The sequence below is a fragment of the Dysgonomonas sp. HDW5B genome (assembly GCF_011299335.1).
Classification (GTDB): Bacteria; Bacteroidota; Bacteroidia; order Bacteroidales; family Dysgonomonadaceae; genus Dysgonomonas_A.
This window is the reverse complement of sequence record NZ_CP049858.1, coordinates 2,214,134-2,236,290: the sequence shown is the minus strand read 5'-3', so window position 1 is coordinate 2,236,290 and position 22,157 is coordinate 2,214,134. Positions and strand designations below refer to the sequence as shown.

General features: G+C 36.5%; 20 protein-coding genes and 2 tRNA genes. 13 read left to right on the top strand and 9 right to left on the bottom strand.

Features of this window, described 5'->3' with window-relative positions:
- Positions 1–66: 66 nt before the first annotated feature.
- Together G7051_RS09095 and G7051_RS09090 are read left to right on the top strand one after the other, a co-directional pair.
- Entirely contained in the window at positions 67–954 is an 888-nt protein-coding gene (locus tag G7051_RS09095) for a bile acid:sodium symporter family protein (protein WP_255493160.1), read from the top strand.
- 92 nt (positions 955–1,046) lie between these two features.
- The gene (locus G7051_RS09090; protein ID WP_166199757.1) at positions 1,047–2,213 is read left to right on the top strand and encodes a hypothetical protein; all 1,167 of its coding nucleotides are present in this window, start codon (positions 1,047–1,049) and stop codon (positions 2,211–2,213) included.
- Between the two features lie 150 nt (positions 2,214–2,363).
- On the opposite strand, the gene G7051_RS09085 is transcribed toward G7051_RS09090, so the two are convergent.
- Positions 2,364–2,942, bottom strand: coding sequence for a phosphoribosylglycinamide formyltransferase (locus G7051_RS09085; RefSeq protein ID WP_166199755.1), 579 nt, complete (start codon positions 2,940–2,942; stop codon positions 2,364–2,366).
- Positions 2,943–3,098: 156 nt separating this feature from the next.
- On the opposite strand from G7051_RS09085, the gene G7051_RS09080 reads away from it, so the two are divergent.
- The 4 genes from G7051_RS09080 (at position 3,099) to G7051_RS09065 (ending at position 6,040) form a co-directional block, all read left to right on the top strand.
- Positions 3,099–3,335, top strand: coding sequence for an acyl carrier protein (locus tag G7051_RS09080; protein ID WP_050710464.1), 237 nt, complete (start codon positions 3,099–3,101; stop codon positions 3,333–3,335).
- A 19-nt stretch (positions 3,336–3,354) separates the two neighbouring features.
- Positions 3,355–4,617, top strand: coding sequence for a beta-ketoacyl-ACP synthase II (gene fabF, locus G7051_RS09075; protein WP_166114048.1), 1,263 nt, complete (start codon positions 3,355–3,357; stop codon positions 4,615–4,617).
- Entirely contained in the window at positions 4,618–5,472 is an 855-nt protein-coding gene (gene rnc, locus G7051_RS09070) for a ribonuclease III (protein ID WP_166199753.1), read from the top strand.
- 163 nt (positions 5,473–5,635) lie between these two features.
- Positions 5,636–6,040: a DUF1398 domain-containing protein gene (locus G7051_RS09065; protein ID WP_166199751.1), complete on the top strand. Its 405-nt coding sequence runs from the start codon at positions 5,636–5,638 to the stop codon at positions 6,038–6,040.
- Positions 6,041–6,047: 7 nt separating this feature from the next.
- On the opposite strand, the gene G7051_RS09060 is transcribed toward G7051_RS09065, so the two are convergent.
- The 6 genes from G7051_RS09060 to G7051_RS09035 form a co-directional block, all read right to left on the bottom strand.
- Complete coding sequence (locus tag G7051_RS09060; protein WP_166199749.1) at positions 6,048–7,064, bottom strand: NAD-dependent epimerase/dehydratase family protein; 1,017 nt, start codon at positions 7,062–7,064, stop codon at positions 6,048–6,050.
- 63 nt (positions 7,065–7,127) lie between these two features.
- Complete coding sequence (locus G7051_RS09055) at positions 7,128–7,703, bottom strand: Crp/Fnr family transcriptional regulator (RefSeq protein WP_166199747.1); 576 nt, start codon at positions 7,701–7,703, stop codon at positions 7,128–7,130.
- A gap of 112 nt (positions 7,704–7,815) precedes the next feature.
- Positions 7,816–7,888, bottom strand: a tRNA-Phe gene (locus G7051_RS09050).
- 65 nt (positions 7,889–7,953) lie between these two features.
- Positions 7,954–10,935 carry a glycoside hydrolase family 3 N-terminal domain-containing protein gene (locus tag G7051_RS09045; RefSeq protein ID WP_166199745.1) on the bottom strand — a complete coding sequence of 994 codons (2,982 nt, stop codon included), beginning with the start codon at positions 10,933–10,935 and terminating at the stop codon, positions 7,954–7,956.
- Positions 10,935–11,762, bottom strand: coding sequence for a bifunctional UDP-sugar hydrolase/5'-nucleotidase (locus G7051_RS09040; RefSeq protein WP_166199743.1), 828 nt, complete (start codon positions 11,760–11,762; stop codon positions 10,935–10,937). The genes G7051_RS09045 and G7051_RS09040 overlap by 1 nt, the downstream gene beginning before the upstream one ends.
- A gap of 62 nt (positions 11,763–11,824) precedes the next feature.
- Positions 11,825–12,577: a 5'-nucleotidase C-terminal domain-containing protein gene (locus tag G7051_RS09035; RefSeq protein ID WP_166199741.1), complete on the bottom strand. Its 753-nt coding sequence runs from the start codon at positions 12,575–12,577 to the stop codon at positions 11,825–11,827.
- Positions 12,578–12,893: 316 nt separating this feature from the next.
- Between G7051_RS09035 and G7051_RS09030 the strand changes: the two genes are divergently transcribed.
- The 4 genes from G7051_RS09030 (at position 12,894) to G7051_RS09015 (ending at position 17,857) form a co-directional block, all read left to right on the top strand.
- Positions 12,894–15,689, top strand: coding sequence for a TonB-dependent receptor (locus G7051_RS09030; protein WP_255493158.1), 2,796 nt, complete (start codon positions 12,894–12,896; stop codon positions 15,687–15,689).
- A gap of 116 nt (positions 15,690–15,805) precedes the next feature.
- Positions 15,806–15,878 (top strand) — tRNA-Lys (locus tag G7051_RS09025).
- Positions 15,879–16,115: 237 nt separating this feature from the next.
- On the top strand, positions 16,116–17,345 hold the full coding sequence (locus tag G7051_RS09020) for a site-specific integrase (protein WP_166199739.1): 1,230 nt from the start codon (positions 16,116–16,118) through the stop codon (positions 17,343–17,345).
- A 2-nt stretch (positions 17,346–17,347) separates the two neighbouring features.
- Positions 17,348–17,857 (top strand): ORF6N domain-containing protein, encoded by a 510-nt coding sequence (locus tag G7051_RS09015; RefSeq protein ID WP_166199737.1) that lies wholly within the window; start codon positions 17,348–17,350, stop codon positions 17,855–17,857.
- A gap of 46 nt (positions 17,858–17,903) precedes the next feature.
- Here the strand turns inward: G7051_RS09015 and G7051_RS09010 are convergent, their stop codons facing one another.
- Both G7051_RS09010 and G7051_RS09005 read right to left on the bottom strand, forming a co-directional pair.
- A complete protein-coding gene (locus G7051_RS09010; protein ID WP_166199735.1) occupies positions 17,904–18,674 on the bottom strand; it encodes a GIY-YIG nuclease family protein in 771 nt (256 codons plus the stop codon).
- Positions 18,675–18,686: 12 nt separating this feature from the next.
- The gene (locus G7051_RS09005; protein WP_166199732.1) at positions 18,687–19,565 is read right to left on the bottom strand and encodes a HEPN domain-containing protein; all 879 of its coding nucleotides are present in this window, start codon (positions 19,563–19,565) and stop codon (positions 18,687–18,689) included.
- Between the two features lie 274 nt (positions 19,566–19,839).
- Between G7051_RS09005 and G7051_RS09000 the strand changes: the two genes are divergently transcribed.
- The 3 genes from G7051_RS09000 to G7051_RS08990 all read left to right on the top strand — a co-directional run bounded on the left by G7051_RS09000 (position 19,840) and on the right by G7051_RS08990 (position 21,820).
- Positions 19,840–20,232, top strand: coding sequence for a hypothetical protein (locus G7051_RS09000; RefSeq protein ID WP_166199730.1), 393 nt, complete (start codon positions 19,840–19,842; stop codon positions 20,230–20,232).
- Positions 20,233–20,446: 214 nt separating this feature from the next.
- Positions 20,447–21,268 carry a helix-turn-helix domain-containing protein gene (locus tag G7051_RS08995; RefSeq protein ID WP_166199728.1) on the top strand — a complete coding sequence of 274 codons (822 nt, stop codon included), beginning with the start codon at positions 20,447–20,449 and terminating at the stop codon, positions 21,266–21,268.
- A gap of 93 nt (positions 21,269–21,361) precedes the next feature.
- Positions 21,362–21,820, top strand: a complete 459-nt coding sequence (locus tag G7051_RS08990) for a VOC family protein (RefSeq protein WP_221412901.1) — start codon at positions 21,362–21,364, stop codon at positions 21,818–21,820.
- The last annotated feature ends 337 nt before the right edge of the window (positions 21,821–22,157 follow it).

Below are 22,157 nucleotides of genomic sequence, written 5' to 3'. Positions count from 1 at the left end.
CATTTTTTTATTTAAAAGAAATATTTAAACCTATCTTTGTATCGAACTAAAATAACGAGAAAAAAGTTGAGAAAGATCAAATCATATATGATGCCCATATCAATGATTACAGGAGCCTTATTTTACTCCTATTTATCGGAGTTATCATTTTTGACCCCTTACCTCATCTTTTTTATGCTGCTTATTACATATACCAATATATCCATCAGATCAGTTAGGTTCTCGATGCTGCACCTATGGCTTTTGGCAATTCAACTGTTAGGAAGTATCGGCGCATACCTCGCCATACGCGGTATAGATCCCATTATTGCCCAAAGTGCAATGATTTGCATCTTAGCACCTACTGCCACTTCGGCTGTTGTCATTACGGGCATGCTTGGGGGTAATACCGCCAGCCTGACCGCTTTCAGTTTACTTAGCAACCTTACTGTTGCCGTGGTTGCACCACTATTGTTTACTATAATAGGAGGACATTCGGGTTTTTCCTTCCGGGAAGAATTACAAGAAATTACACTGCGGGTATTCGTATTATTAATGCTACCGTTCTTTTTGGCTATTCTCTTAGGGAAAATATCACCAAAAACTCATCATAAAATAAAGACATCTCAGTCTTATTCATTTTATTTATGGAATATTGCCTTAATGATAGTAACTGCCCGAACTGTTAATTTTCTACTGCTCGAAGGTAGTAATCACGTTCAAACATCACTAATAATTTTCGGATTAACCCTAATAATTTGCATTGTACAATTCTACATTGGAAGGCTGTTAGGACGGCGATATAGCGACACTATCGCAGGAGGACAGGGATTAGGACAGAAAAACACTATACTTTCGATCTGGATGGCACAAACTTACCTGAACCCAATTGCATCAATCGGACCGGGAGCCTACATACTTTGGCAAAATATAATCAACTCAAGTCAGGTGTGGTATAAGCAAAGACGAAATTGACACATTTTCACGGGGTTAACACTTTTCTATTTTTTATCTCAAAGATTTGTGTTAAATTTGTAGGCTCTAAGAATAACTAAAGCGTATAGTTTTTGAAGCATACCTTAGCAAAGAATCCGGTTAGATGGATCGAAACGAATGCTCTTTTTTTAACAGAAATGAATAAGAAGATGAAACTCTCAGTAACAATAGTTCTGCTTTCCATAGCATCATATGCTTTTGCACAAAGCCCCAACAGGGATTCTCGCAGTACTAAAATTGACGAGAATGAAAAAAAACGTCTTGAAAATCAGTTCAAATCACTAAATACATTTTACATAAACGACGATGGATTAGTCGTTTATCAAACTCAAGGGAGTTCAACAACTCAAAAAGAAGAAGAAACCCCAGCTGATACAACATCCCATACTACCTCCACTCCTCAGAATGTTAAAACTGAAGAAAGCGAAAGTAATTACCTAATAAAAGATGATAGTGAAGATACAAAAATCACTCCTATCGAAAAACCGTTGAGTACGCGAATCGTTTCATCAGCAGAGCCAATCAGAACAGAAGCAGCAACGCAAGAAAAAGCTCCTGTAAGATCTAGCATTATACGAAAAGAGGCGTTAAAACCAACAGAGGTTTTAAGCCATAAAGAATCTGCAAGCAATAATGCTACTGAAACAAATACAGAAGTGGGGACAAGATCTACTGCGATTAAAAATTCACCAATTACATTAGCAAACGAAGAACATTCTGATAATGTAACCGTTACCAAGGTGAATACAAACAACAATCAGATCAGCAAAGAAGCAAATAAAACGGCTCAAACAAAGACTACCTCAAAAAAGACATCGGTGTTTAACAAAAAATATACACCGCAGTACAAAACAATGGAAGAAGCTGCATTAGCAGTAGAAGCATTACTCGAGGACCTTCGAAAAGAACAAGCACAAACAACAAGTGCAGGTTCTATGTCGTCACGCTTATCCGGCGGAGCCGGTCGTGCCACATTAAGAAAGAAGCCGGCAACAAACCCATCTTATACCAACAATAATTCAGACAATACTACAACAAACATAACAAACGTAGTGGACGAAGAGACTTCGGAATTCGGACATGAGCCTACCTACTTCATCAACGGAAAAGAAGTAGACAAGATCGAAGTAAACAGACTTAGAAAGAAAGAAATAATTAATAAAGAAGTACGCACCAGAAATACTGTATCAGGAAATCCAAATGGAGAAGTATGGTATGAGGTAAAATACGATAATTAAAAAGATACTCTATAATATAACGAAAGAGCGAAAAGTGAATCACTTTTCGCTCTTTTTTCATTTTGAGATTATAAGGTCACAGACCTTTTTATAGCTTTGGCAAGTATAACAAATATAGATTGTTGCAACTATAAAATATACCAATAAATTTCAGCCTTTACTTAATTCAGCTATTACTGAGTCGATTACAGGAGGGAAATGAAGATATTCCAATTGATGAACCTTTTCGGCTACATTTTGAAATGTATCATCCGACAAAACTTCACATTTGGCCTGAAAAATGATATTTCCTTCGTCATAGTTCTCATTGATATAGTGAATTGTTATTCCCGATTCGGATTCTCGAGCAGCAACAACAGCCTTGTGAACATTATCACCATACATACCTTTTCCGCCAAACTTAGGCAATAAAGCAGGATGAATATTTACTATTCTCTGAGGGTAGGCATCAATTAAATTTTGAGGTACTTTCAATAAAAAACCTGCCAAAACAATGAAATCTATCTGATTTTCTCTTAAACAATCAAGAACCAAATCGGTCTTTTCAAAGTCATCTTTAGAAAAAGTTACCGATTTTACGCCTAAAACTTCTGCTCTCTTATGCACAAAAGCATCTGCTTTATTCGATATAATCAGCCTTACTGAAGCGCCCTCTTTATTCTTAAAATAATTGCTAATATTCTCAGCATTAGAGCCGGATCCGGAAGCGAAAATAGCTATATTGACCATAAACGGGTTTTAATTGACTTTGCACACAAAAAGAAGAAATGTGCAGTTTTAACGAATTTTCTGTCCAAAATATTTGTTTCGTATTAATAAAATACGCTTACTTTGCATCGACAAAATTAGAAATAAAATTTAATTATTCATTAAAATCAAAAAGTTATGTCTGACGTAGCATCAAGAGTTAAAGCAATTATCGTTGATAAATTAGGTGTTGAAGAAACAGAAGTTACAAATGCTGCTAGTTTTACAAACGATCTAGGAGCTGACTCACTTGATACAGTAGAACTTATCATGGAATTTGAAAAAGAATTCGGTATTTCTATTCCAGATGATCAAGCTGAAAAAATTTCTACAGTAGGAGACGCAGTTTCTTATATTGAAGCTAACGCAAAATAAAAATTTCCACAAATAATTTATGGAATTAAAAAGAGTAGTAGTAACGGGTTTAGGTGCAGTAACACCGCTGGGCAACGATGTGCAAACCACATGGAACAATGCAATCAACGGAGTTAGTGGAGCTGGACCCATTACTCAATTTGATGCGTCGAAATTCAAAACACAGTTTGCCTGTGAGGTGAAAGATTTTGACGTGGCGAAATATCTTGACAGAAAAGAAGCACGTAAGTGCGACAGATATACGCAGTTGGCTATAGCTGCATCAGAAGAAGCAATTGCTGATTCTGGACTTAAGTTCGAAACTGAAGATTGTGATAAAATTGGTGTAATTGTATCTGCCGGAATAGGTGGTATAAAAACATTTGAAGAAGAGGTCGGATATTATTTCCAAAATAAGGAAATGGGACCTAAATTCAATCCGTTTTTTATACCTAAAATGATTGCTGATATTGCATCGGGACACATATCGATGAGACATGGTCTTCGCGGACCTAACTTCGGAACAGTTTCGGCTTGTGCATCATCTACCCACAGTGCAATTTCGTCTTTTGACATTATTCGCTTAGGTAAAGCAAACGTAATGGTAGTTGGTGGCGCAGAAGCCACTATTTGCGAATCGGCTATTGGCGGATTCAACGCAATGACTGCTCTGTCGACAAGAAACGATTCTCCGGAAACAGCATCACGTCCGTTTAGCGCCAGCCGCGATGGATTTGTAATGGGAGAAGGATCGGCTTGTCTTATTTTCGAAGAGTTAGAACACGCATTAGCTCGAGGAGCTAAGATATATGCAGAAGTTGTAGGTGGAGGAATGTCGGCTGATGCTTATCACTTGACATCATCTCACCCGGAAGGACTTGGAGCTAAGATTGTAATGAAAGCAGCCCTTGAGGATGCAAACATGAAACCTGAGGATATCGACTATGTAAATGTTCACGGAACATCTACACCTGTGGGCGATCCTTCGGAGATCAAAGCTATCAAAGAAATATTTGGCGACTCAGCTTATAAACTGAATATCAGTTCAACAAAATCAATGACCGGACACCTTCTTGGTGCAGCCGGAGCAATGGAGTCTTTATTTTGTGTACTTTCTGTACAAAATGATATCGTACCTCCAACGATCAACTTCACTGAAGGTGATGAAGATCCCGAAATTGATTACAAATTGAACCTGACATTTAATAAAGCTCAAAAAAGAGAAGTCAGAGCTGCCTTATCAAATACATTTGGTTTTGGTGGACACAATGCATGTGTAATCGTAAAGAAGTTTAATAAGTAAGTGCTTAAGAAACTATATCGAAATATAAGGCTTCTTCCTAAAAAAGGGAAAGAGCCTTATGTTTCGTTTTATAAGATACTAAATTTCTATCCATACAATATAACATTGTATGAGCAAGCATTATTGCATAAATCATCGTCTATCAAACTGAAAGACGGAAGATGGATCAATAATGAGCGTCTCGAGTTTCTAGGAGATGCCATTCTCGATGCAATAGTAGCTGATATCGTATTTAAGGAATTCGAATACAAGAAAGAAGGCTTCCTTACCAATATGAGGTCGAAGATTGTTCAGCGCGAAACTTTAAACAAATTAGCACTCAACTTAGGACTGGATCGCCTTATAAAATCTTCTGCAAAAACCGGCAATCACAAAACGCACATGTATGGTAATGCTCTCGAAGCATTAATCGGTGCGATTTATCTTGATCAAGGCTACCGTATTGCCAAAAAATTTGTACATGAAAGGCTTATCGTTGAACACCTGAATATTGAAACGGTTGCCCAACAAGAAGTAAACTTCAAATCACGTCTGATTGAATGGAGTCAAAAAAATAAAATTCCAATTGAATTCAGACTCATCGAATCATTTACAGACGACAATAATAATCCGATATTCTATACGGCTGTTGACATATACGATCAAGAATCGGGTACAGGTCGTGGCTATTCAAAGAAAGAATCGCAGCAAAGGGCTGCAGAAGAAGCTTTGGATAAGATCAATATGGATAAAGAGTTTATCAAGAGTATCTTCATTCTAAAAGAAAAAGAACTTGAATTATCTTTATCTGAGACTTCTGAACCGGGTATTCATGCCGTATCATCATCTCCCAATCAAGAAACTGAAGAGTCCTAAACAGTCCTCTTTTCAGACCAATCAGATTTAACCAACTGATACTCACAAAACCGATCAAATCATAAACAAAGACGAAATACGAATGTTATATTAATAGTAGGCTATTAATATCATATATTCATTTAGTAATCAATTAAAACGGACAATCTAAATCGATAAGATTATGTTTACAATTCATGCAATAGAAGAGATTCATGCCAAAGTAAAAAGTGGTGCAGACTTTCCCCATTACATACAGGAACTGATTGAATTGGGAGTAATAAGTTATACTATTTACGTGAATGACGGACACACCGTTTATTCTGGGAAAGACAACTTTCAACTTACCTCTGATCCCAAGTATCCAGAGCTACACATTGCTGAAGAAAGGGATACTGAAAGACTACAACATGCTTTAGCGATTCACCAGCAGGGGCAGACTAATTATATGACTTTTTGCAAACATTCGGCAGATTCGGGAGTTGAAAAATGGACAGTTGATATAAAGGGTATGCTCTGTTCATATTATGACAAAAATGGAAAAGTAATGCTTACAGAGCAGGTGCCCATACCACCTCAGAAAGAGTAATAGACTTTTAGTTTAAAAACCGATCCTTACTATTCCACATATAAACTAAGGCATTTTCTAAAGCCTCCCTTCCGGGTTTAGGATTAAATCCGAGTTGGGTTCTCGCTTTCGAGATATCAAAATCTGGAATCAATCCCCAAAACATGCCAACTTCTTTGGGCGTTAAAACGGGAGGGTTTCCTGTTATTCTTGCTCTCATCTCCATAAACCAAGCCACAGAGTAAAGTACAAATTTAGGAACACGAACAGGCCTTTTCAACTTTAATTCGGGAATAAGATTATTTGCGATAGACATAGTTTCGGTAATAGAAAGACTCTTTTCATTTGCCAGAATATAACGCTCTCCATTACGTCCTTTCTTTGCTGCTAAATAACACCCTTCAGCCACATCTTTTACATCTATCCAGTTCAGAGCTACATTGGTTTCTACTGAAAGTTCGTTTTTTAGAACCGAACGTAAAATCATACAGGAATTACTCAACCGATCTGCAATAACACTACCAATCATAGCACTGGGCATAACCGAGACTAATTCAATATTATGCTCGGCTGCCAATTTAAAGGCTAGCTTCTCTGCATCATTTTTTGAATTATAATACATATCTCTCCTATCTGGATTATATCCGGAATCCTCTGTTATTGGTAATTTAGAATAATCAAGTGCAGCAATAGAACTGACATAAACAATACGGCGCACTCCTGCTTCAGCGGCTGCTTCAATCATGATCTTGCAACCAATCATATTTACATCATAAATTTCTTTTTGAGGATCTTTTGCCCACAATTTAAAGACAGCTCCTACAGCATAAAAAGTATCAACTCCCTGTAAAGCTTCAACCATCGACTGTTTATCCGTTATATCGGCTTGTTTAACCTCACAATCTAATCCTAGAAAGGGTTCACTATTTTTGATATTACGCACCGAGGCTCTTACATTATATCCTTTATCGATAAGTAGTCTAACCAGATTATTCCCCAAATGACCGTTTGCTCCGGTAACCAGAACTAAATTATTTTGCATCATATAGTATATTAATTATTATGCTGCAAAATTGGGAAATAACTACCTGCTTTTACTTGACATTTGTTAGGTAATCAAATTTCGTCTGATTCGGCTTAAACTTTCGGGCTTCATACCCAAAAAGGATGCAATATATTGAAGTGGTACATTCTGTATAATTTCGGGGTGAGTCTCTATCATCTTACGATAACGCTGATCGGCAGTAAGAGTTGCAAGATCCTTTGATCTGTTTTCATGATAAGTCATTGATTCCTGTAATACAAACAAACTGTAGTCTTTCCACACGACACTCTCTTTCATTAAAATGTCATAGTTGGGTTTAGATATCCTAAGCAATTCACAATCGGTTATACATTCTACATTTACAGGAGAAATACTCTGATTGGAAAAATGAGAGAAAGCTGTAAAAAAGCCATGAGGACAATTAATATGCATGGTAGCCTCATCTCCATTTTCGTCATAGTAAAATAAACGCATAAAGCCGGAAACAATATAATAAAGATACTGAGGAATTTTCCCAGCCTCTTCCAAAATGGTATTCTTGAGTACGGAAACAGACTCCGAACATTTCATACATAATTCAGTATCAAGGTCTGATAAATGTTCGCGTTCTGCGATTTCTTTCAATAGATAATGATGCATAAATTATTCAATTTACATTCAATCTGCCCTTAAGCATCTCCAAAGACAGCTTTAAAAATACAAAAAAAGAGTTACATTTTCATGTAACTCTTTCGTTTTTATCATTTTGAAGTGGTACCACCAGGAATCGAACCAGGGACACACGGATTTTCAGTCCGTTGCTCTACCAACTGAGCTATGGTACCATTATCGCATTGCGTGTGCAAAGGTAAAACAATTTTCTATATCTGCAAGTGCTACCGCACTTTTTTTACTTATTCATTGCATTATATATCACCGATTGTATACGCGGACGAATATTCAAAGTCATCAGTTTTTTGTGTGTACGAGAGGGATTCACCCTGTTAGACAAGAAGATATAGATCATATTATTGTCCGGATCTATCCAAAAACATGTCCCTGTAAAACCCGTATGTCCATACACACTTATTGGAGCTTGCGGAGCCGTTGGACTCAAACGGTTATTTCTAGGATCGGGCTTATCGAAGCCTAGGCCTCTCCTACTGTTTGGACTTTTAGCTGTAGTAAACAAACGGGTAGTTTCCTTACTTAAATACTTCTCGCTTCCATAACTTCCCAAATTGAGCCACATTTGATAAAGCTTAGCTAAATCATTGGCATTGGAAAATAATCCGGCATTACCCGATATTCCACCCAAGAAAGCTGCCCCCTCATCATGTACATAACCTTGTAACAGTTGTTTTCTCAAAAAATCATCTTGTTCAGTAGGAGCAATCATATTCTTATCAAACTTCGTCAACGGATTATACGTAGTTGTTACTGCACCGAGCTTACGATAAAAATTATTTTGCAAAAATGTATTCAGGTCGCTATCACTCACCTGCTCTACCACTTCTTTGAGAAGCATAAAGTTTAAGCAGCTATAGAGGTACGATTTATTAGGTCGCAATTTACTCTCGGCAATACGATAAAGAATTGTATCCTGATAACTATCGCTTATATATAGATTCTCTGAGATTCTCTTTGAAAAACCGGGTTTAGGTACATCCGAAATCAAATTTGACTTATACTTAAAGTCAGTTCTTGCCCATGCACCATTATCGATAAGAGCAGGATATGAGTCTAAAGGCTTATAACTAATCAATCTCCCCTCATAACTATCTGTATCTATAGCAGGCATATAGTATTGAATAATAGAAGGCAAGCCTGTTTCATGGAACAATGCTTGACGAATCGTCAGATTCTCTTTATCGGTATTTCTTAATTGCGGCACATATTTACTCAATGGAGATTGAAGGGTTATTTTTTTCTCATCATACAATTTCATAATTGCAGGAATAGTTCCCGATGCTTTAGACATAGAGGCCAGATCATATAAATCTTCATTAGTCACCGCTTGAGCTTGGTTATATTCAAACGATCCGAATGATTGATTGTAAATAACGACTCCATCTTTAGCTATCAAAACCTGACAACCGGGAAAAGCTTGCTGTGCAATGCCCTCCTTTACTATTGCTTCTATTTGATCTAAATCCGATGATTTTATACCAACTTCTTCCGGCAGATTATAGCCCAGTCTTGTTTTCTCAGTTTCTATTCCGTCACCAACGGCATAAAGCCCCCTTACCGTAACAGGTAATTTTCCGGATATGTTAGTTCCGCCAAAGATTGCCTGAGCAGCATATTCCTGTGCAAATGGGGTATTTTCATAAGCTAAAACAACAGCATCTGTATTTTTTATAACATTATTGAATCGAGACATACTATAGGGTGATGTAAAGAAAGTGATCACACTATTTTTTCCTTCTACAACACTTTGAATATCATCACTTGAAAAAACTCTATTGGAATGAACCGAAACTAATATTGTATTATATTGGCTCAACTCAGGTTGTAATTTCTTTAATTCGGCAATGCTCATAGCATTAAAGCAGGTAACATCACCATATAACCTCAAGGTCATCTGAAAGGGGCTGTTATGCGGTGCACCTAAAGAGACTGCTGCAATCTTCTTTTTATCCAAAGATTTTAAAGGAACAATTTTGTCTTCATTTTTCAACAAGGTGATTGCTTCTTCATTCAATTTACGACACAGCCATTCGGCATAAGGTGTATTTAATCGAGATGAAAGATTATCTACATCAACCAGCTTCAATTTATTTAAACCCAATATATATTTATATTCGAGTATCTTTCGACATCTTACATTTATCAAAGAATCGCTCAGCATACCATCCGCCACAGCAGCCTTCAAAGCCTCGTATTCTTTTTTTGCATTTAGAGGTCCCAAGAGCAAATCGTTACCTGCCAGAATAGCTCTTACACTCATATCTTTTTCTACAGATACGCCTTTCATCGCAAGTCCATCAGTAAAAATAAGGCCACCAAAGCCTAATTCGTTCTGCAACAAATCTGTCACAATCGGCTTTGACAATGAGCTTGGAACTCCACTATTATCTAAAGCAGGGATATTTAAGTGTCCGGTCATAACACTCGCTAAACCGGCATCAATATACTTTTTGAAAGGTACCAACTCTACATCATCCAATCGCTCTCTGCTATGATCTATCAGAGGAAGTACTTTATGCGAATCAGTAGAAGTATCACCATGACCGGGGAAATGCTTAGCTACTGCCATTACTTTTCCTGCTTCAAGTCCACTGGCATAAGCTACTCCCAGTTTAGCTACACGCTTGGGGTCTTCGCCAAAAGAACGAATACCAATTACCGGATTAGACGGATTACTGTTTACATCTATGTCAGGTGCAAAATTAACTTGTATACCTGCCAATCGGCACTGACGGGCAACTTCTCTTCCATAATAATAAATAAGGGAATCATTTTTGACTGCACCAAGCATCATATTTTTAGGGAAACGGGTGGTATTAGCCAAACGCATCGACAAACCCCATTCTCCATCAAAAGTCATCATCAAAGGTACACGGGCGTTCTCTTGAGCTAAATTAGTAAGCCTAGCCTGATTTTCGGGGGTTCCTTTTGAAAATAAAACACCTCCGACATGCTGATCTCTAATTAAACTGACCAATTTCTGACGATTAGCCGCACCATTATCACCATTCACATGAATAATAATTAACTGCCCGATGCGTTCATCTAATGACATCTGGTTATATACAGAGTCAACCCATTGTCGCATTTTCAGTTTGTCTGCATTTTTCATCATCGAAGGCTCTATCCGTTCTTTCGAAAAAGAAGAAAAAACCGAAAGAAACATACATGCCACAAAACTAAAAATGATCCCTTTCCTCATTATTTTTTGATTTTATCTAATTCTACCTCAATTTTATTTACATACGCCCCACTCTTTCCTGTTTGGAAAATCAAAACCTCTTTTCCATCCAGATTTGTGCGCATATCGGGTTTTTCCATATAAGTATGCGAATGTCCTCCAATAATAATATCTACATTTTTAGACTGCTCCGCCAACTTTATATCGTCATTGTATCCCAAGTGTGACAAGCAAACTACCAAGTCGCATTTTTTAGAATCCTTGAGAATTTTAGCATAAAAGTTTACACTGCTTATAGCTGGCTTAAACTCCATTCCTTCATATTTATTTTTTTGAACCAATCCCTCGGGATCTACACCGACTCCCAGGACTCCTATTTTCAGACCGAATCGCTTCAATATAACATAAGGCTTTATATCATCTTTGAGCATCGTATTCGAAAAATCGTAATTGCAATTCAATATAGGGAAGTTTAGCTTCTTTACAATCATTTTCAGCGTATCCAGACCGTAATCAAACTCATGATTACCCAATGTACCGGCATCATACTTCATCAGATTCATTGCCTGAGCCTCAACCCGACCATGAAAAAGATTAAAATAGGGTGTGCCTTGCACAAAGTCTCCTGCATCAAACAACAGTACATTCTTATTTTGCTTTCTTATCTCTTCAATAAAAGCTTCACGAGCAACAACGCCTCCCATTCCTCCGTAACTTTTATCATTCTCAGGAATCGGCTCTATTCGGCTGTGAGTATCATTTGTGCCTAAAATCACAATCTTCTTTTGGGCGTTTACCATCAACGCTATAAACAATAGTGAGAATAGTAATATATTTCTTAATTTCATCTTAAATCTTTATCTTTTACAGTAATTCAAACTTTGCATTAATAATCAAGAGGTTTACTATCTCATTTTTCAATAATTATTCGCCCGTCTAATACAGATGATATTTCTTTACCGTTTGCCGTTTGATCTTTCACATATTGCATCATAGCATCACGAAGCGTCAATCCGGGTTCTATAATTTCAATCGAGTTTTTAAAAGCATCTAATCCGTCATTACCATCAGCCAGATAATCAAGCGTAATAATTGTATATACTTTATCTTTATCCACAGGCAAGCCTTTCACGGTTGCACTTTCTAACTTTCCATCTTTTATGAGCAATTTAACTGTAGAAGATATACCCGATCCTCCCATTTTTGCATAAGACTCAAAAGCATCTAACAGATCACGTCCTTTTAGCTTGATTAAAACTAAGGTATTCTCAAATGAATATATTTCAAAAATATTACCAATCGTAATATTACCCTTCGACAAATTCGCCCGATGTCCATGTACATTCATGCAAGCTAAATCACAGGCATCATCGGTATACTTATTACCATATGCTTCCATCACATCCGAGGTAAGATTTGTCAACAAACTTTCGGGACGTCCATAAGTCATATCCTGAGTCGAAACACCTATCACCTGATTCATTTCATTATCAAGCTTCATCTTATAGTGATCTACAAGAGATTGCATCTCGTTATTGGCCTGAGAATAGTCTGCCGCCACAATTGGATATCGTTGAGCTTGCAAACCGGTAGCAACATACTGCTGGTGGGAGCAGGAAAAACACAATGTAAGCAACATTGCACCCCCAATCATCTTCTTCATAAATAATTATTAATTGTAATAACTGCAATAATTATAAGAGTGAACTGATAATCTTCATCTGCTAACAAAGAACAACAAGAGGACAAACAAACACTCTGCCTGTAAACAAAGCAGTATTAGTTTAAACTCCAAATTTAGCTAATAAATAAACTTTTAGCAGATTCTAAAAAATTAATAATTCGTAAATATGATGATATTGCGAATTATCTACAAAAAAATATAAAAAAAGAAGATTGCCGATTAAACCTTTCTCCTCAACTGTTGTCTTATGATACATAGTGTTTAAAACCTCTCAACAATAATGCTTTTTTGATCAATGAAAAAACTTCTGCTCGCATTTGCAATGGCAATATGTATACTACTACCTCTTGCTGCACAAAATAATATCAGAATTACAGGGACAGTTTTGGATAAGACCGATAATAGTCCTATTGAGCAAGCCAGCATCAGAATTCTAAAAGAAAAGGATAGTACTTATGTAACAGGACTGGCAACGGATGATGCCGGAAAGTTCTTAATTACAGTGAATCCGGGAAAATACATTGTTAGTGTATCGTATTTAGGTTACAAAGAAAGCTTTACCAATGTTGATGCAAGCAAAAAATCGGTTGTAATGGACAATATATTACTGAGTGCCGATGGAATTATGTTGAGCGAAGCGGTTGTAACAGCCAAAGCCGCCGAAATTGCGATAAAAGGAGATACCGTAGAATATAATGCCGATTCATACAAAGTACAACCCAGTGCCGTTGTTGAAGATTTACTAAAGAAAATGCCAGGAGCTGAAGTTGACTCCGAAGGAAAAATAACAGTCAATGGTAAAGAGATTAAGAAAATACTGGTCGATGGTAAAGAATTCTTTAGCGATGATCCGAAAGTGGCTTCAAAGAATCTTCCCGCAGCAATGGTCGATAAACTACAGGTCTTAGACAGAAAATCGGATATGGCTCAAATGACCGGATTTGATGATGGCGACGATGAAACCGTTATTAATTTAACCATAAAAAAGAATATGAAACAGGGGTTGTACGGAAGTACAACTTCAGGATTAGGGAGTGACGACAGATATGGCGTTAGTGGTATTGCCAACTATATGCATAATGATAGTCAATTTACATTGATGGGAGGATCAAATAACACCAATAACGAAGGATTCACTGATAATGCCGGAAATTCATTTCGAGGTTTTCGCCCGAGTGGAATTAACTTTGGTGGTGGAAATGGAATTATAAAATCGACAAGTGGAGGCTTTAACTTCTCTATGACTCCTTCCGATAAATTAAAATGGGGAGGTAACACCCGTGCCGGAAGAACAGAGAATGATGTAATAACCTCAAAACATGTGGAACGATTCACACCCAATAATCCAAAAGGAAATTTATTTCAAAACACAAATAATAAGGGCGAAAACAAAAGTGATAACTATGGAGTAGATTTTCGTTTCGAGTGGACCCCCGACTCATTAACTAAAATCATATTTTCACCCAATTTGCAATATGGTAAAAATAGAACATCCAATGTTAGTGAATTCATCAGTTCTTATGAAGATGTAAATGATAGTATCAACTGGGGTAACTCTACTTATTTTTCGGAAGGAGAAACCAGATCGGCAAATGCCAGGCTAGAAATAAGCCGCAAATTAAGCAAAAAAGGACGAGTAGTTAGCTTAAGTTTGTCAGGAGGCTTCAATAATCTGGATAATGACATCGACAGTTGGTCAAAGAAAGCCACAAGAGAAGATCTCAAACCTGATTCCATTTCAATCATTGATATACATACCAAACAAAAAAACAACGGGCATAACTGGAGAGCCTATCTGTCATATGTAGAGCCTATCGGTCGAAATAACTTTATTCAGTTTAATTATAGCTTCAGAAAAAATTATTCTGTTGCTGATCAAAATACATTCAGAAACGATGGTTCCGGAAACTACACAATCATTGACTCTACAGCAACAAAAAATCTGAAGAATGACTTCATAAATCAGGAAATAGGAATCAATTTCAAATCGGTAAGAGCAAAATACAATTATACAATTGGAGTTATGCTCCAACCTTCCAGAATGAATAACTGGATTATTACACCTAAAGAGAGTTCCGAAATATCCAACAATGTTCTCAACTATGCACCTGTTGCCCAATTTAATTATCTTTGGGATAAAAGACATAATCTTCGTATCGATTATTCAGGGTCAACTACTCAGCCAACAACCACCCAATTATCGAGCGTAAGAGACGAATCGGATCCATTGAATATAAGTTATGGTAATCCCAATCTGAAACCAACCTTCAGCAATAGGTTCAGAATGCGCTATCAAAAATTTAATCCGGAGAAAGCCAGTGCAATCATGGTATTCGGAGGATTTGATTTTGCTTCAAATGATATCGTTTCACGAACAAAAACACTATCCGGAGGTAGGCAAGAACGCACTTTTGACAATATAAATGGTAATTGGAGTACAAATTTACGACTGATAATGAACAGACCTCTAAAAAACAAAAAGTTTTCAATAAACTCCATGTCTTTTATGAGTTATGCACGCAATAACGCTTATATAGATACACTAAGAAATACGGCAAATAACCTGAACCTTGCAGAAAGTTTAGGCCTGCAATACAGATCGGATGTGGTCGATTTTGGACTTCGAGGTAACATTAGATACACAACAACAAATAACAGTTTAGGAAACCTTCAAGACCGTACTGTTTATAACTATGGAGGCACCTTTAATACGACATTATATCTACCATACAACTTTGTGGTGGATACCGATCTCAATTATTCGGCGAATGCAGGAACAACTCAAGGCTTTGAATTGAATGAATGGTTATGGAATGCTTCTGTATCAAAACAAGTTTTCAAAGCTAAAAACGGCACGCTCAAACTCAGCATTTATGATATACTACATCAAAAAACAAATATATCTCAATCTTTCTCAACAGAATCTACAAGCGAATCAAGAACTAATGTTTTAGAAAGTTATTTTATGTTTAGCTTTATATATCGCTTTCAAATATTCAAAGGTGGTGCCAAAATGAGTGATATGAGTAATGATTCTGGACCCAGGTTCGGTCCGCCGGGAGGTGGTGGAAGACCGCCACGTCCTTTATAAAACCTTAGGATGAAGATCAAGCAGTGACAAATTTAGCAAAAATTTACAATATGCTATTGGATATATAATTTATTATACTACCTTTGCACTCGCTTTGAAAGAAAAGCAAATAGGTAGATTCTGTAGCTCAGTTGGTAGAGCACATCACTTTTAATGATGGGGTCCTGGGTTCGAGCCCCAGCAGGATCACAAAAACAAGAAGAAAAACGAAGTAAAGTCCTGATTTTCAATGAAAATCGGGACTTTTTCTTTTGTGTAAAAGAAGCAAAAAACAGCGGTTTTGAGCAGTTCCCGAAGACAATATCGTGGACAGGATTATAACTGTCTGTTTGTCCATGACTGGAAGTCTTTTTCATTGATATACAATATTTTGCGTAGCAGCACTTTCGTGGTTTATAATTAATTTTAAACCAAAAAAGTATTGAGATGAAACAAGAAACATTCAATGTCCTGTTTTTCCTGAAAAAGAACAGAATCAAAGCCAATGGGGAAGCTCCTATCAGTGTCCGAATCACTGTCAACGGACAGTATTTTGAGATTTATATTAAACGCAGTATCCCTGTCGACCAATGGGATCAGCCCAGAGGAAGGGCAAAAGGCAAAAGCCGAATTGCCACCGAAACCAACCTTTATATTGAAGCTATCCGTTCCAAGATTTTCCAAATCCACAGGGAACTGGAATCCGATGGCAGGGACATTACAGTAGAAACAGTCCGCAATAAGTATTTCGGAGTCGAGGAAGAAAGAAAAACCCTCCTTCAGGTATTTACCGAACACAACACAGAAGCACGCTCTTTAATAGGTAAAGGCTACGTGGATAAAACCGTTCAGCGTTTTGAAACAACAGCACGTTATCTGAGTGAGTTTATTAAGTCGGAATATAATCTATCCGATATAGCTTTAAAAGAACTCGATTTAGCTTTTATCCGTAAATTTGATGTATTCCTTAAAGTGGAAAAGAACTGTGCCCAGAACTCCGCTATTACCCGACTAAAGAATCTAAAGAAAATTACTCGTATTGCATTCAGTAATGACTGGATGCAGAAAGACCCTTTTGTAACCTACCGTTTCAAATTTGATGAAACAAACCCCGAATTTCTTTCTAAGGAAGAACTGGATACCCTTATTCAAAAAGAGTTTCCGATACAAAGGTTGGAAATCGTAAGAGATATATTCGCCTTTTGCTGTTTCACTGGATTGGCATTTACGGATATCCAACAATTAAAGCCTGAACATTTGGTAAAAGATAATGACGGTTCGATGTGGATCAGGAAGAACAGGCAAAAGACAAAGAATATGTGTAATATTCCTTTACTGAATACTGCCTGCCAATTAATAGAAAAATATAAGAACCATCCCGAATGTCAAAAGAAGAATATCATTTTTCCTGTGCAGAGTAATCAACGCATGAATAGTTACCTCAAAGAAATTGCCGATGTATGCGGGATAAGTAAGAAGCTGACGACTCACGTTGCTAGGCACACATGCGCAACCGTAGTGATGTTAGCCAATAATGTTTCTTTAAAGAATGTAGCTAAAATACTGGGGCATTCCAATACAAGGACTACGGAGCATTATGCAAAAGTACTGGACAGTTCTATTTTGAGGGATGTTAAGAACGTGGATGAGAAGTTTGCTAACCTAAATATAATCTGATTATGGAACTGCAACTTATTCAAAGTAAAATTTATGAGATCAGGGGATTTAGGGTAATTCTGGATAAAGACTTAGCTGAATTATATGAAGTGACAACCAGCAATTTGAATAAAGCTGTAAAACGTAACCTAGACCGTTTTCCTGATGATTTTATGTTCCAACTGAATCAGTACGAGTTTGACTTGATATTCCAAAATGGAACATCAAGTTGGGGAGGTACAAGGAAATTGCCTTATGCTTTTACAGAACATGGAGTGGCTATGCTTGCTGGCTTATTAAATAGCATAAAAGCTATCGAGGTAAATATTCAGATTGTCAGAGCATTTGTAACCTTACGCCAATTTGCATTAGGTTACACCGAACTCAATCAAAAGCTTGAAACCTTTATGATCGAAACCAATATGCAATTTAACGACATCTATCAGGCTTTGACAGAGTTGGCTAGTAAAAAGGAACTGGAAAAAAAATCCAGAAAACCAGTTGGGTATGTTAGAGCAAAGAACAATGAATAGTCAGAATTACAGATAATAAAATAGGGTATTTGATGAATACCCTATTTTATTTATTATTCAGAGTTATATATTCAGACATCTTATCTTTAATAATTTTCAAATCAGAAAAAAGTAAATCAAACCACTCTCCTCGCATTCTTTTTTCTGTAAATTTAGAATGCAATTCTTTTTCTATATATGCAGGAGCTAACCAACTAGCAATAATTTCTATGTCTGGTTCTTCAGCTTGTAACGTCTTTTCTCTAAATCTCGGTTTTTTACTTTTTCCGATTTTGATATAATTATTGTTCTTGTTCAGCATGAGATACACACATACATCATCACCTGCCATCTCATCTAAATACAAATTACCGAAATAATCTTTATAGAAAGTTGGCTTATTAATCATAGGTATTACCAAAGCGCCTATAACTTCGGGATTCCGGTCTTTATATTTCTCAATATCCAGAGAAGAAAGAGTCAGGTGTCCGATTCTTTCTAACATACTTCGAGTATAATGTTGAAATGTATTAAAAACATCAATTGTATCAAGTCTTTTATAACGATGAGATAAAAAATCAGAAAAGAAAAATACTAATTTATCTCTTTTTTCAAAAGGGAAATCTAATTCTAAAACTATTCCTTCTAATTCTCTTTCCCCATTAAAATATGCCAATTGATATTTTATATTTTTGTCATCTAAAATAAAAACACCGTAGCATTCCTTGCATAACCCTGTAATAACATTGTGTAATTCTGATGATTCCCAATGTGTATTAAATTCTAAGACAGTTGCACTATCAAGAATAGCACATCGCTCATGAAAAATATCGAACATATATAAAATTATTCATTCCATCTCCCCATACTCCCTAATCTTCGCCTCACAAATCCGTTTCGTAATATCCCTCAGCAACTCCACTTTAGGTAAAAGAGCATCAATATCCTCTTTTGTCACCAAGAACTTAGGATTATAACGAGCCTCCACATAAGCATCCTTTAAAAGAGTAAACAGCCTCTTTTCCTCCGGCGTATCACGTGGAAACACCTTAGCCAGTTCATCAGAATGCCGTTTAACCGATGCCGAAAGTTTAGATAAATTGTGCTGCTTATTACTTCTCAGTGTAAAAGTTAGGCGAATAGCGTAATAAAAATTCTCAGAAGCTTGATGTAGATTAAATGAAGATAGAGTGTAATTTTGTTTATTATATAGATATTCTGCAACATCTAAAAAGCCCATCGCTCTTTGATACTTGTCATTAAAATATTCTTCCGCCTGTTGCTGTATCTCCTTAAAATTCAACTTTCTTCTGCGTGCCAGTTTAAACCTGCCACTATCATATAAAACGATCCCTTCCTGTTTCAACTGCGTATAAAAATACCGTCCCTCTTCCAGCTGCCTGTTCAACGTTTTAATATCATCATTAATAAACTGTGCAGGCGTTTGCGATTCAGGGTCTTTATAATACAGGTCGTCAATATTATCCAGTAAGTTTCCCACCTTCTTATCCGAAATACCACTTGTTACCACCAATATATCATAATCCGACATAAACGAAGTAGGAATACCGAACTCCACACGCTCGTCATACACCACATACTTACCTGTGGCATAACTACCGTACAAGATAATAAATTCAGTCTGAGGTAAACGCTTCGTAATCTCACGCACAAGAAAATACAAATCCTCCTGTTTACGTTTTGGCAGATGCAATATAGATTTCTTCATAAGAAAGAATTTTAATACGAACAAAAATAGTTAATAATCGGCAAACAACCCTTTGCCTAAACCCTATAATTTTCAAAAGTATTCAAAAAGCACAAAAAGCAATATAATACTAAAAATAACCCCTATATTTGTGATAATAAACTCCGTACTGTGATTTTATGTACCCGACACCCCATTATGGGTATATGAGCCAAAGCACACAGACGAGCAAGAAGCTAAAAAATGAATAATCACAACGGCTTGCTACCCATAGCAGGCTAAAAAGCGGACGTTTATGAATCAAAAAAACAATAATTTTAGACATCTGGTCGAACACGCCTGTTCAACCCTCAGTTTGGCATATTTAGCAGTCAAAGAGAAATACAAGGACTGTCCCCTGTGTCTTATCCAGTACACGGAAAAAGGCAGCAGTTTAGATTATATGGAAGTCAGTTTCGATAACCAAAATGCCTCCCTGACCTTTATTATGAATAAAGAATATATCTGTGTCTCCGCATCCATTCATTTTTACGACGTTAAAGATGAGACCTTGTTTATCATTTTCTTACGGGTGTTTGCAAAATATTACACTTACAGAAAAAAATGCTGGGTATTAAAAGACGGTTTCTATGTTAAGCTAAATGAAGATGAAGACTCAGGCACGCACTTCTGTTTCTATAAACTGTAATTATTGATAAATAATATACCGAAAAACGAGCCGGATAAACTTATGTTGCGGCTCGTTTTTAGCATATTAACTATACAATATTTGATCTATAAATAGATACCCCATTATTTGAAAACAAATTTTAAATAATGTTTTGTTATTTAAAAATGATTTAATACTTTTCAAAAATAAAACACAAAGTAGTGTTTGCAAGGCTTAAAAGGGAATTGGCAAAATGGACTATCAAACTTATAAACCAAACGAAGAGCTATCTGCACTTGTTCAATGTTATTGGACATTGGAAGTTCCTGCCGAATATAGTTCCGAAAAACAAAGGATTGTTCCTGACGGTTGTATTGAAATGGCGTTTATTCTTGGGGGCGATATTAAGCGGTTTACTTCCGAAACAGATTTTATACTTCAACCCCGTTCAATGGTTATCGGACAAACAATAGAACCTTTTTACATTCAACCAACAGGATATGTAAATACCTTTGCAATTCGGTTCTATCCTTATGGTTTCGCAAATTTTGTAACTACACCAATCAAAAATTTAGCAAACAAAGAAACGCCAATCGCTGAACTTTTTGAGCAATCAACAGCCGATGAATTGGAAAAAAAAGTCATTCACGCAACCAATACACAGCAACGAATTGAGATTGTTGAAACTTTTCTATTAAACAAACTTAACGAAAAAAACACGATTGACAATATTGTAAAATCTACTATTGACGCACTTCTTGCAACAGGTGGAAGTTCGCCAATCAATGCTATTCTCAAAAAAGATTTATCAAAACGCAGACAGCTTGAAAGAAAATTTTTAAAGCAAATCGGCATTAGCCCAAAGCAATTAGGTAAGGTTGTCCGACTACAAACCGCCTTAAAAATGTTGCTTAACCAAAAAACGGAAACGCTTACCCAAATCGCATACGAAAGCGAGTATTACGACCAAAATCATTTCATCAAGGACTTTAAGGAATTTACAGGAACAACCCCAAAAGAGTTTTTAGAAGATGATACGTTGATACTTTCTTCCCTTTTCTATGGGAAAGGCTAAGGTGTCGCATTTTTACTATTTCAGCACTTAAAGAAGTTCTAATTTTGCTCCCGAATACATAAGGTGTGTAAAATGAAAAAAATAACAATTGGTATGATAACGTTTTTTGCAATCGGATTTTCGGCTTGCAATAACACAACGACCGAGCAAGACAATTTAAACAAAACTCAAAAAATAGAAAAGATGAATAATTTAATTTCAATAGTAGAAATCCCAACAGCCGACTTTTCAAGAGCGGTGAAATTTTATCAATCAGTTTTAAATGTAAGCATTGAAGAAATTGATATGGACGGAACTCAAATGGGCGTTTTGCCAAACGAAGAAGGAACGGTAAACTTATGTTTGGTAAAAGGAAACGATTATAAACCGACAACAGACGGTGCAGTCGTCTATCTAAATGCAGGTAATGACTTGCAACCAATGCTGGACAAAGTAGAACAGAATGGCGGACAAGTAATCGTACCGAAAACTGAAATCAGTCCTGAAATAGGTTTCTTCGCACTGTTCATTGACACCGAAGGAAATAAATTAGGATTGCATTCGATCAACTAATTTTATCAGAAAATAACTTTAACGAGAAATCAAAGACACGAAAATGAAGTGAACCCCATTATATGAACAACGGCAGCGGATAAACTGCCGTCTATATTTTTGAAACTTAGCAAAGAGTAACCTCTGCTTTGTACCTTCTCTGCCTGCACTGGAAATTAAAGAAATATATGGCAAATTACTGTCTGATAAAGATGGAACTATAAAGTCTCCCAGGAAAAAATTGAGAGACTAAAGAAAAAATAATAACACGAACAGGATAAATATATCAATCTCCTTGATGTTTCAAGGGGATTTTTGTTTTAGCTGTTTTTTCTTTTTTCATCTGACCACGAAGGTA